This is a genomic window from Vibrio sp. AIC-3, from assembly GCF_013114515.1.
GTDB classification, from domain to species: Bacteria; Pseudomonadota; Gammaproteobacteria; order Enterobacterales; family Vibrionaceae; genus Vibrio; species Vibrio crassostreae_C.
Map to the genome: position 1 here is coordinate 76,731 of NZ_VTXG01000014.1, position 12,529 is coordinate 89,259.

Here is a 12,529-nt window from a genome sequence, read left to right on the forward strand (position 1 = left end):
TGTGGTAATTAAAGTTAGTAAATTTCTTAAAAAAATAACAAGAAGGAAGGGTTATGTATTTTAAAGCTCTAATGTTGAGTGGTTGTGTTGCGTTGGCCGGTTGTCAATCTGCACAAGTAGTCGAGCAAGTGCAAGTGGCACAGGCTGAACAAGTTAACTCTATTGCTGGTCTTCAATTTGCCCCGATGAAGCTTCCAAGCTCGGCAATTTTCGATGTAACACCAGACAGTCAAATTTTAAACTATCAGGGTATAAACAGCCCTGTAGTAGCGATCGAGCTACCAGCGGATCGCGGTGAATACTCTATTAAGATCACCAGCATGATCGGTGATACAGCATTTGTGCCGAATGCCGTGATTTACGATAAAAACGGTCGCGAGTTAGAGCGTTATGGCAAAGAGAGCTTCGAATACGCGAAGCCTAGGTTGCATTTGGGCAACCGTCTTGTTGCAGAAAATGATTTTTACCCACCGACAACTGCTGAATCTGTTTACTTAGTTATCTATACAGAGCAAGAAGATCTTGGTGGTTTTACTGATGTCATTCACCCTGCACGTTTAGATGCGGAAGGCCGCGGTAACTACCTGCCAGAAGTAGAAGACATCCCCGTTCCAAACGCGAATGTCGGTAAGATTGAAGTGACTATTGATAGAGTGGGCTTCTTCTCATTTGGCTCTAGCAGTGAATCTAACGCTAAACCAGCGGCAGCAGCTAAGGTTGAGACTATTCAACCAGAAACACAAACTTACTACCATAATGCCATTCAAGCAGCAGTAGACGCAGACAATATTCCCAAAGCACTTAGCTTATTAGATGAAGCAAAAGCCCTTGGTATTGAAGGTGCACAAGAAGCCTTTGTGCGAGCCGTCAACGCCAAGTAATATAGATAAAGGGTTCCTTTAAAAGTGCAATGCTTGTAAGTTAAGCATCGGTTAGCATCTTCTAAGGAACCCTATCGAATACCGCTTTAATGTATATGCTTTTTATTTGCAATGTTCAGCAACTTTCTCGCCTAAAGGGACTTCTGTATTTTCGCATTTTGATACGTGACCAGTAGTCGTTTCCCCTGCTTTATCCGTTTCCATATATTGATCAACATTACCGTTGCTTTCAAGTGTTTGCAGTGCCTGTTTGTGCGCGGCATTTTCAGCTTGTATTTGTTGCGTTGTTGCAGTGCTAGGAGTATGTGCCAGGGCGCGAGCAGCGTCGGTAGATTCTACAAGATCAGTGGTATTAGCCAAAGCCATCCCGCCCATCAATGCTGTAGTCACGATGCCCATTTGGATGGTTTTGATGATATGTTTACGGTTCATGGAAGTTTTCCTAATCAAAATTTAACGACACCGCAAACAACTGCGGTGTTTTGCTGTTGATAGAATATTACATCGAGAATTGAATGTATTTTAATCGTAATTGTAGGGCGTAACCCTTCAAAAAAGGCTGCCAGGATTAATTCTGTTCACTTAAGGGAGAGCGGCATTCCTACTATGATATATCGTTAAGATTTGGTTTTAACGGTTCTAAGGAATATCCTTTCCCTTTAGTTCTAAGTTTTCAGCCATGTAATCGAATGTAGGGGCTATAAAGTATGGTTGGAAATGCCCCGAATTTTAATGGGCGATGCAGTTGTTTATTATTTGCTTAAATCTGCTGGGTTCAATAGTTGTAAAAAAGGGAGACTGACGTCTCCCAAAGGCTAGCTTTCGCTTGTTTTATTATCTGTTACTTGAACCTAAGCTTGGAGCTTAATTCTTAGTGACAGATACCACAGCTTTGTCTACATTGTCGTCAAGCTCGTGAATGGCATTCAAGGTGAAGGTGTAGCTGCCCGCTTCCGTTACGCTCAATTGGCAATTGCCACCTGTGCCAATATCGATTGACCCGCTTGCAAGCTCTACAGAATCGCAACCAAAGTTAGGTGTTTTCCAATCAGCATCTGCAAACTTGAAGCCATAGTTACCTGCTTCCAAATTGCCTGTTACAGAATAAACCCCATTAGCAACAAAGCTCATCGCCCAATCATCAACAGGGTTCCAACCATTCATATCCCCACGAACATACACGGTTGTTTGGCCGTATGGCGGAATGCTCGATACATCCTTGCCAGAGTTATCAACTGGCAGGCCAGCACCTTGTGCATCACCTTGAGCTTGTACAAATACAGCGGTAGTTAGCGCAGGGACTGTGAAGGTTTCAGCGGCAAAGCTTGCGCCTTTCACTGTGTCGTCAGCCGAGTTTTGTTGAACGTCATGAAGTGTAAAGCCGGTTGCTCCTGTGATTTTGAATGATTGAGATTTATTAGTTGAGTTTACAACTGCCACAATCGCATCATTTGCAGGGTCAAGATCGTCGCCCGCAGACACGCCATCATCGATCGACATGACAATCAGGCCTTCGACTTGATCTTCGCCAACGTTACGGAAGTCGACACGCTTCATAACTTCGTCAGCTGTATCTAAGCGGAACAGTTCGCTTGAGCTACGGATCTTTAATAGCTCTAGGAATTGCTGCTTAGTCAGCTCAATGTCGTCTGAGTCTGGTTTAGCCGCGCTGTCAGCAATGATTGTTTTGATCAGATCCCAGTTTGCACCATCTTTATCTTCACGAGGTAAGCCAACATTCCAGTTGTTGTCCGTCCCATCAAACATGACGCGGTTGTACCAGTCACCAGAATCGTAAGAATCGCGCTGCATAGACTTAGATCGTAGCAGTTCAGAACCCATATGGATGAATGGTATGCCTTGGCCTAGCATCACGGTAGAAAGCGATACAGACTGCATACGCGCACGCTCTGCAGAGCTAGTACCAGTGGCGATCTTGTAAGCGTTGTTATCCCAAAGTGTTTGGTTATCGTGTTTGGAAACGTAAGAGATGTTCTCGGAAGGCATCTTGGTGTAACCAGCTGGCGCGCCGTTGTAATCAACGTTTTTACCCAGTTTGGTATCGCCTTTGTAATCAATCAGTACGTATTCTGCGAGGTTACCTGCCATCCCCAAACGAACAAGGTCTTGGTTATGTAAACGACCATTGATCGAATCTTGATCAACTTTGGTTTCTTCGTTGGCAATCGCTGCGTTACCAAAGCCTTGGTTAAAGCGAAGTGGGTGGTTCCCTTCTGAGTCGACACCACCATCGAATGGGCTACCACCACGAACGGCGTCACGCAAACGGTCTGAGAAGGTACCGATTTCTGTACCTGCCATGTTGATTTGGTTCGCTTGATCGAAGCGGGCGTTGTTGGCGACTTCACCAAAGTCCCAGCCTTCCCCGTAGAACAGAGTATTCGGGTCGATTTTGCGCACTTCTTCCAATGCTTCGACCATTACATCTTTTGGCTGGTGGCCCATCAAGTCAAAACGGAAACCATCCACTTTGTAGTCGTCAGCCCACACCTTAAGTGAGTCGACCATCAATTTACCCATCATCAGGTTTTCGGTCGCAGTGTTGTCACAACAAGTCGAGTTTTCTACGCCACCAGTGTTGACGTTAAGACGGTGATAGTACCCAGGGACAATCTTATCCAGTACCGACTTATCGTTCACACCAGACGCGTTGGTGTGGTTGTATACCACGTCCATGATCAGCTTAAGATCCATGTCGTGCGTAGCTTTGACCATCTGACGGAATTCGAGAATACGCTGAGAACCATTAGGATCGGTCGCGTAACTTCCCTCAGGCACTGTGTAATGGAATGGGTCGTAGCCCCAGTTGAAGCTATCAAGCATACGAAGGTCATTCATTAATGCTTGTGCGTCACCCGTTGAAGGGTCATAACCATCGAGTACGTCTTCGATGACTTTGTTTTCGTCTTCGCTTCCACATAAGGTAGCTGTCGGTTTTACATCACACAGTTTTCCTACGGTGTCGGTGATATCAACACGGCTCGCGGCATCTTCATCGACGGTAGCGATATCAAATGCTGGTAAGATATGCAGCGTAGTTAAACCTGCTTCTTGGAGAGCTTGTAGGTGTTTGACCGACTCACGATCGGCTTCTGTAAGAGCGAGGTACTTGCCATTTAGGCTAGCTGTGCCGAGCTTATCGCTGAAGCTAAAGTCACGTAGGTGTGATTCGTAAAGTACGTGGTCTTCGTCTTTTTCTACGGTTGGTCGTTGGTAGTTGTCCCAGTTCGCTGGTTTCAAGGTTGAATCATTCAGGTCAATCACTTGAGAGTATGCTGAGTTCTTTGACAAACTGAGAGAGTATGGGTCTGTCACAAGGCGAGTTTCGATATTGCCTGTGGTTGGGTGATAAACCTTCACTTGGTAACGGTAATAACTGTTCACTGCATTAGACACGGCATCAGTCGCCCAAATGCCTGTCTCAGTGTTTTCCGTCATCGGGATTACTTGTGAACTTAGCAGATCTTCACTGTATAGAACGAGTTCTACATCTTGCGCGGTTGGTGCCCAAAGCTTGAAGGTCGCCGCACTGCCTTCAACAATTGCGCCTAGTTCTTCAGCCATTGCATTACCAGCATCTTCGCTAGCAAATACCGCATCAAGCACACCAGGTTTTTGAACCTCAGTTGAAGAGATAACATCGCCATTGGCATTGTAGGCAACAAAAATTATCTGAGATTTTAAAATAGTGCGAAGTGTGCTGTCGTCAACATCGATAGCTAGGGCAGGTAAGCTTGCAAGGTGTCGGAAACGCTCTTTCAATTCAGAAGATAGTTCTCCGTCTTTGCTTAGTTCAATTGCAGTTCCACCGACAATCTCTTTGTCATCGTTCATTGTGATGCTGTTGTCTAGTGCATAGAAAAGCTTCACAGAGTCTGCATTGCTAGCCGCTTCCCAACCAATTGTGGTTGCATCTAGCCAGTGTGCTTTTTGACCATCAATATTGACTGGGCGCTCTGAAATTGGGTCGTAGTACAACTCGCTGCTGCCATGGAAACCAAATACGCCTTGTGAATCGCCAAGCTTAGTTAACTCGACTTTTGAGTTCGCACTGCCAAATGCTTTCTCATCACCATTGTGCAAGATGAAGTTCATGCATTTGTGTGGGTCAGAGGCATCTGGGTCAACTTTCAACACATAATAGGCACCGTAAGTATCGCTGATACCATCGTATTCGTAAGGGCTGTTCCAATCGGTTCCGGTTTCACTCAACCCCATGCCGACTAAGTCTGTGCTAGTACAGCCTTCGCCATTCCACAGGTGAAGTCCCCAACCGTCGTAAGTAGAGCCAGATGAGCTGGCAGCGGCAACATCGCGTTTGTAGTAAATAACGACTTCGTTTTCAGCTGCAGGGTATAAACCACTGTTGCCAGGGGCTGTACCGTTGTCGCTATCATTATCACTACCACAACCCGCGATCAAAGTAGCGGTGAAGAGCGGTAACATTGCTTTGGCCAATGTAGAGCGTTTGAAGCTCTTCTTTTTGGTATTGTTGAAGGTATTTCGTAGAGAGATAATTTTATTAATATTTATGTTGTTCACGTTTTGATATCCATATTTCACTTTTTATGAAGATGAATATCCTAGCTTTAACCAAGGTCAACTATTTGTGATGGCAATGTATAAAGTTATTTTAAATTCGTAAATATAGGAAACCTAGTGTCAATATCACGCTTTGTATTTGGTTATTGTTAAATTAATTGGATCAATGACTCATTTGCATAATATCAATAATGTAAGGTGTAGAGGCTAGGCGTAGTTAATAAGGATGAGAGCTCATCCTTATTATTGTGAGTAATATATCGAATTGAGAGAGTGTTAATTTAATGTGGAAATTAAGTTATTTATCAATTAGCTAAAAGCGAGCTGTTCGGTAATTTATATTGATAGGTATATCATCCATTTAAGGATAACACCCAAGCCAAAGACGCCAGCGGTTTCAATTCAATATTAAAACTGCCAACACTGTTCTCAATGTCGAGCACTTGTTGCGCTATGCCTTCAATATATTCATTGAGTATGTAACGACCATCAACTAATTTGAGTTTTTGGATTACATCACTTGGAATCTTTAAGTGAATATTTTCAGTGGTATGTTGGCTGAAATTAGCTGCAACAATGGTTAGCTCTTGGTGGTCAGAGCGCAGAAATGCGTAGACTGAATCACTTAAGTTACAGCACTGGTGTAAGTCTTGGTAATCACCTGTCATCGACGAGTGCTCTAGCGAAAAGTTCATAACCTTCTGATAGAAGTGACGTAGTTGTTTTTCGTTTTCGTCTAATAGCCCGCCATCGAATGCGCCGTGGTTCATCCACTTTTGGTGTTGTGGGACTCCGATGTAGTCAAATATGGAAGTTCGTGAGGGCTGTCCAAAGCCTGCATTCTCCGCGCCCGGTTCGCCGACTTCTTGCCCAAAGTAGATCATGGTTGGAGAACTACTCAATAACGCGCTGACTAGCATTGCAGGCTTCGCTATATTTGGGTCACCTACAAATTCAGGAGACGCGATGCGTTGTTCATCATGGTTATCCAAGAAGTGCAGCATGTGATGTTCAATATCCATCATTTGATGTTGGATTTTGGGGATGATAGCCGTGGAAGTATTGCCTAGCATGATGTCTTTTAGACCGTCGTACAGATCTACTTTGTCATAGAGGTAGTCCATCTTGCCTAAGTGAATGTATTCACGGTACAAGTCCGGCTGATACACCTCTGCCATCAGAAAGGCATCGTGGTTTTTCATCTTTATTGATGAGTTGAGGTAGCTCCAAAATTCGACTGGAACCATCTCAGCCATATCGTAGCGAAACCCATCAACACCTTTATTCAACCAAAACAAGGCGATATCTCGGAATTTAGCCCAAGAGTTAGGCACATAAACAGATTGCCAGAAACGGAAATGATCCATGTAATTGCGTTGAGCATAGTCACTCGGTAGTTCAGGGAAGTCTTTTGAACCGTCTGGTCGCATGCCATAATTGATTTTCACCGTTTCATACCAATCATCGAAACTAGGCTTGGCTAAACGTGAGCCGTTACCTGTCCATTTGGCGGGCGTCTCTATAAACGGGGAGTTTCGGTTGGGATGCTGTTCACCACCTAGCGGCGTAAAGGCGGGCTCTATGTCTGGCAATTCAAAGGTGCTGTTGGGAATGTAGTAGAAGTTATTGTCTTTGTGGTATTCCAGCGTTGTGTCATCTTGAGCGCCGAAGTCACTGACACCTTCTGGGTTGTTTAAGCCTTTATAATGACGCGCAACGTGATTCGGTACGATATCGATAATCACTTTTAAACCATTGTCGTGACTTCTTTTGATGAGTGCCTCGAACTCCTCTAGTCGGCATTCAGGGTTGTCTGCGAGATCTGGGTTTACGGAATAGTAGTCTTTGACGGCATATGGTGATCCCGCACGGCCTTTTACCACGCTAGGGTGATCGTCTGAAATACCAAGGTGCTTGTAGTCATTGATGAGCGCATGATGTGGCACTCCGGTATACCAAATATGAGTCATACCGAGTTTGCGGATTTCAGACAGCGCTTTGTCGGTAAAATCACTGAACTTACCGACGCCATTTTGCTCGATTGTGCCCCATGGAACATGTTGGGTGTTTTTATTGCCAAATAAACGCGTAAAAACTTGGTAGATGGCGTACTTTTGGTTGTACATATTTATAATTCCTTTAACTTCCATCATGTTATGTAGGGATGAAAGGGCTTGTTTATTCTTTGCAGGCTAACCGAATTACAATATGCCTTGCTCATCCTTATCAAAATCTACAGGGCGTAATTGCTACAGTATGTGAGCTGTTGCTCAAAAGGAGTCATGTTGTCTTCATCTATTCAAATCGTTATCACCTATTTGGTTCTGGTGGCGGTGTCTGTGTTGTTTGCGGAAAGTTCTAAAGCGCTGTTGGTGTGGTATTTGGTTATCGGTTTCGTGACGTTTTTTGTGTACGCGAAGGACAAGCGAGCAGCGATCAATGGCAATTGGCGTGTGCCAGAGAAAACTCTGCATATTTTTTCTGTTGCTGGTGGCTGGCTAGGGGCGTTGATTGCTCAAGATAAGCTGCGTCATAAAACGCAGAAGCAGCCGTTCAGAGTCATATATTGGGTGACAGTGGCAGTGAATGTTGCGGCGTTTGTGTGGACACTAACCCCGAGCGGGCAGGCGACGTTTGGACGTTGGCTTAGCGAGGTTATTGGATACTTGTAATGAAATTGATGGCTAGTAATCACTTACTAACCATCATAGGAAAGCTATTTTGTTATAACATCGGAATCGTTGAGGCTAACAGCAAGCCTGCCATACCGTAGTTGAAGCTTTTGATACGGACTGGTGTTGTTAACCAGTGTTGCAGTTGTTTACCTGCCGCTGTCCAGAATGTCACGGATGGTAAGTTGGCGAGCGTGAAGATACCTGCGATGATTGCAAGCTCCCACCATGAACTGCCGCTGCTATAAACTGAAATCGCAGTCAGCGCCATTGACCAACCTTTAGGGTTCACCCACTGAAAACTGGCAGCGCCGAGGAAGGTCATTGGTTTAAAAGCTTCAGTACTTTTCGCTTTGCCGCTCAATGCTATCTTGATTGCAAGGTACACGAGGTAAGCAAGGCTCAGGTATTTCAGTATTTGGTGAGTAACTGGGTACGCGTTGAAAATGCCCATTAAACCGAAGCCAACCAGCAGCAACATGGCTGCAAACCCTAGAGCAATGCCAAGCATGTGTGGAATAGTACGGGCAAAGCCAACATTTGCTCCTGATGTCATGAGCATGATGTTATTTGGACCTGGTGTGAAGGTCGAGACAAACGCAAACAAGGCAAGTGCGCTAAGTTGTTCTAAAGGCATTATGGTTCTCCAGCAAAAAATGAACGAAGTGACTGACCGGTCATGACTTTCACGTGTTGAGAAACATAGTAGGTGGAAAGTGAGGCAATTATGTGCTTTTATTTCCTCTATTATCACTAAATGCACAATAATAAGTACTTATGGATAGATTTGACGAAAGGATATTGCAAGAGCTTAAATTGGACGGCAGAATCTCCAATATTGAGCTTTCTGAACGAATTGGTTTGTCGGCTTCAGCGACCTTAAGGCGAGTACAAGATCTCGAGCGTAAAGGGATCATTCAAGGTTACCGTGCAGTTCTGGATAATGGCCTGATGGGCGTTGGCTTTATTGCTTACGTTTCGATTGGTTTATCGAGCCACAGCAAAGCGGCTCAACTAGAGTTTGAACAGCATGTCAGTATGGAAAAAGAGGTGGTGGAGTGCCACAACATTACCGGTGCCAACGAGTACTTGCTAAGGGTAGAAACCAAAGATCTACCGGGCTATAAGAAGTTTCATGCCGATGTGCTTGGGGAATGTGCTCAGGTGCAATCTATTACGACTATGGTTGTGATGGATACCCCTAAAGACGAACGCTAGTCGAGTTTTATTTCAGGAGAGGCGCAGTGCCAAATACCAATCAGTTGTTATTGTTCTTAGATGTGGTTCAACAAGGGTCGTTTACCAAAGCGGCAACCTTGCACGATATGGACAACTCATCACTCTCTAAACAGATCAAAAAGCTCGAGCAAGATTTAGGTGTTCAGCTGCTTAACCGCTCTACACGCTCGTTTTCGTTGACGTCGGCCGGGGAAGATATTCTCGCACAGACCTATGTACTGAAAGACACCATCAATCAGATTCAAGGCATTGCAGATTCATACCAGTCAGAGCCAAAAGGCGTGCTACGAATTACTTCACCGATCTATTTTGGGCAGCAATATCTGCAACCTATCATCACTCAGTTCATGAGAAAGTACCCAGATGTTCAGATCGTACTTTCACTAGACGATAAGATCGCCAACATCATTGCAGGGCAGTTTGATATCGCGTTTCGCTTCAGTAAGCTTGTTGAATCGAATTTGATTGCCAAGAAGATTGCCGACAGTAACTTTATGTTGGTCGCCTCGAACGACTTTGTGAAGCAGCATGGTGAACCTAAAACGCCACAAGATTTGCTCGTGTTACCCGCTGTGATTTATACCAATGGTGATATGACGGTCGATCATCTGAGAATCAGTGAAGAGCCGGGAGGAAATACTTTCCAGAGCCTGACGATTCGTGGCAACTATAAGGTGAGTGATGTTCGCACCATGGTCTCTTGCGTAAAAGATGGCTTAGGCTATGGCTTCCTTGACCAATCAAACCTGTATGCCTCAATGAAAGATCTGGGCTTGGTTACGTTGCTTCCAGATTACCCGATTTCTACAATCGATACTGCAATCTACGCTGTCTATCCGCACCGTAAGCAGACCAAACTGGTCAAAGAGTTTATTACGACGGTTCAAGACTATATCGGCTCTCCGACGATTTGGGAGAAGATGCAGCAAGGTTAGTTGTTTTTCTAATCGTTCAAACATAAAAAAAGGAGCCAGAACGTCGAACGATCTGGCTCCTTTTTATTCCTCTGGCTATAGCTGATTTACAATGTAAAGCTTAGCTATAGCTGACGTGAAAGGCTCTTGTGCACCAATGTCTATCAATGCTCATGAATCACTTCTTTACCACTTGGGTAGGCTTTTGAACCCAGTACATTACCGTCGACTTCTTTGCCATAATAACCTTGGTGGTTGTGGTAACGCTTAGCATTACCTGCAACATCACCTTTGTATCGTGGGTCTTGTGGGCGTTCATGACTGTTCACAAATGCGGCTACATCCCATGCATCCTGAATTGAAAGCTGTTGGCTCTTTCCAAGCGGCATATTTTCGTAGATGAAGTAAGCTGCTGTATTTACACGGTGCATACCTGCACCCCAGTTATACGCATTTTCCCCCCACAGTGGTGGGAAGTATGAACGGCCGTCTGATCCTTTAATGCCTTCACCATTTTGACCATGACAGGTTTGGCAGTTGGTTTGGTAAACCTTTTCACCACGCGCTATCGATGGCTCTTGTTCAGGATTATCAATCTTAGGATAGCCACGCCCTGCCAACTTACTGCGGCCATCGATTGGGTATTTGCTTAACAGCTCTTCAGGGAGAGGGAAGCTTTCCGCTTTACCACCGACTTGTAAGTCGGCATCGCTAATCTCAGGAACGGGTGTATCTTGCATGCCGTTCTTGTCTAAGATGCCGCCCATCGCCAGCCAGTATGAATACGCCGTCAGTGCGACCATCTCTTTTGAACCCTCAGCCGGTGGCAGACCATTCATTGAGTAGGTGAAGCAACCTTGGATACGTTCTGCGTAGCTGTTTACCTTGTCATTCTTAGAACGATACGCAGGGTAGGCCATGTACGCACCCCAAAGAGGGGCAGCGTTAGGCTTCATGCCCGCTTGCATGTGGCAGTTGACACAGTTTTGTTCATTGCCGACGAACGTACCACGCATCTGTTGTGAATCGACAAACAGGGAATAGCCCAGTTTTACTTTGTCACCAAATTCCCCATCAGGAATATCTACCAAGTCGCGTGGCACCAGATATTTATTATCTTGTGGTTTTTCAACGGCGGGCAGTTCGGTTTGGCGATCGGGTAACTCACCTTCGGCATAAGCCATTCCAGAGGCAAGGGTTGCGGTAATTAGAAATAATGTTTTCATGCGAGCCCTTTAGTATCGGAAAGATGCGAAGTAGTAAGAGAGGTTTTTGATCTCATCGTCGGTCAACTTGCCGGCGATATTGCCCATCATGTTTAAATTATCACCCTTACGAGTGCCGTTTTTCCAAGCGTTGAGCTGAGTCTGAATGTAGTCGGCATGCTGGCTTGCTAGGCGAGGAAATTTGTCTACGCCCATACCGCTTGGCCCATGACAGGTTGCACAGGCTGGAATGTTTCTATCCCAATCGCCTTGGAATACAAGTTTACGATAGGGGTTATCGATATCAGCCTGTGAGCCGCGCTGCTCTAAATCGGTAAATTCGTATGAAGGTAGTGATGCAAAGTATTCTGCGACCTCACGACGAACTGCGGGATCAGATACACCGTCAGCCATTCCCTTCATGATCGCGCTTTGACGCTCACCACTTGAGAACAGAACCAGTTGATGTTCTAGATAGTCAGCATTGAGCCCTGCAAGCATAGGGGCAATGTTGGGCATGCCTTTACCGTCGGCTTGATGGCAGCCGCTACAAGTTTCTGCGGCTTCTGGCATTGGATTAGGTGCTGCTTGTGCAAAAGCGGATAAAGAAAGGCTTCCTAGAGCAGCGATGCAAAGCGTTAGAGTTTGAGTTTTAATTGTCAGCTTAGTCATGAGGCGTCGCTATTGGTTGTAATGCATGCATTTTCGACATAATTGGTTGTTCGCGCTATTGTGGATTTCCACATTAATTCACTTGGAACTTGAGGTGAGTCTCACATTAATAACCTCAATCACCATAATGGTATTGATGTGAACTTCTATAGGTTGATCCAACTGCCGTTTATGAAATGCAAGGGAACTGCCATGTTCGCCTCGGTATAACTGCTTGTTAAGGCTCTTTTATGGCACCGATTGTATAAGCATAGCTGCTTTATGGATGCGGGCTAAAAAAGTTGTGGTGAAATGAAGATTACCTAATGGCTTTGGGTTGATTACTCTATCTAGAGCGGATGCTTTATCTAGATTGGGTACTTTATGTAGATTGGACGTTTATC

At 45.0% G+C, this 12,529-nt stretch carries 10 protein-coding genes; 4 read left to right on the forward strand and 6 right to left on the reverse strand.

Annotated elements, in window-relative coordinates:
- Positions 1-53 precede the first annotated feature (53 nt).
- On the forward strand, positions 54-881 hold the full coding sequence (locus tag F0229_RS11875) for a MalM family protein (protein ID WP_017058852.1): 828 nt from the start codon (positions 54-56) through the stop codon (positions 879-881).
- Positions 882-983: 102 nt separating this feature from the next.
- Here F0229_RS11875 and F0229_RS11880 read toward each other — a convergent pair whose 3' ends face one another.
- From F0229_RS11880 to F0229_RS11890, 3 genes are all read right to left on the reverse strand, one after another.
- On the reverse strand, positions 984-1,313 hold the full coding sequence (locus F0229_RS11880) for a hypothetical protein (protein WP_017058851.1): 330 nt from the start codon (positions 1,311-1,313) through the stop codon (positions 984-986).
- Positions 1,314-1,745: 432 nt separating this feature from the next.
- Positions 1,746-5,444 (reverse strand): pullulanase-type alpha-1,6-glucosidase, encoded by a 3,699-nt coding sequence (pulA, locus tag F0229_RS11885; protein ID WP_171732930.1) that lies wholly within the window; start codon positions 5,442-5,444, stop codon positions 1,746-1,748.
- 353 nt (positions 5,445-5,797) lie between these two features.
- Positions 5,798-7,570, reverse strand: a complete 1,773-nt coding sequence (locus tag F0229_RS11890; protein WP_171732931.1) for an alpha-amylase family glycosyl hydrolase — start codon at positions 7,568-7,570, stop codon at positions 5,798-5,800.
- A 156-nt stretch (positions 7,571-7,726) separates the two neighbouring features.
- Here F0229_RS11890 and F0229_RS11895 point away from each other — a divergent pair, with 156 nt between their 5' ends.
- Positions 7,727-8,116 carry a DUF1294 domain-containing protein gene (locus tag F0229_RS11895; protein WP_171732932.1) on the forward strand — a complete coding sequence of 130 codons (390 nt, stop codon included), beginning with the start codon at positions 7,727-7,729 and terminating at the stop codon, positions 8,114-8,116.
- Positions 8,117-8,168: 52 nt separating this feature from the next.
- Here the strand turns inward: F0229_RS11895 and F0229_RS11900 are convergent, their stop codons facing one another.
- A complete protein-coding gene (locus tag F0229_RS11900; RefSeq protein WP_017064223.1) occupies positions 8,169-8,753 on the reverse strand; it encodes a LysE family translocator in 585 nt (194 codons plus the stop codon).
- Between the two features lie 140 nt (positions 8,754-8,893).
- Here F0229_RS11900 and F0229_RS11905 point away from each other — a divergent pair, with 140 nt between their 5' ends.
- Together F0229_RS11905 and F0229_RS11910 are read left to right on the forward strand one after the other, a co-directional pair.
- Entirely contained in the window at positions 8,894-9,334 is a 441-nt protein-coding gene (locus tag F0229_RS11905) for an Lrp/AsnC family transcriptional regulator (protein WP_009845852.1), read from the forward strand.
- A 26-nt stretch (positions 9,335-9,360) separates the two neighbouring features.
- Positions 9,361-10,290, forward strand: a complete 930-nt coding sequence (locus tag F0229_RS11910) for a LysR substrate-binding domain-containing protein (protein ID WP_171732933.1) — start codon at positions 9,361-9,363, stop codon at positions 10,288-10,290.
- Between the two features lie 143 nt (positions 10,291-10,433).
- On the opposite strand, the gene F0229_RS11915 is transcribed toward F0229_RS11910, so the two are convergent.
- Both F0229_RS11915 and F0229_RS11920 read right to left on the reverse strand, forming a co-directional pair.
- Entirely contained in the window at positions 10,434-11,495 is a 1,062-nt protein-coding gene (locus tag F0229_RS11915; RefSeq protein ID WP_171732934.1) for a c-type cytochrome, read from the reverse strand.
- 9 nt (positions 11,496-11,504) lie between these two features.
- A complete protein-coding gene (locus F0229_RS11920; protein ID WP_017058844.1) occupies positions 11,505-12,146 on the reverse strand; it encodes a c-type cytochrome in 642 nt (213 codons plus the stop codon).
- Positions 12,147-12,529 lie beyond the last annotated feature (383 nt).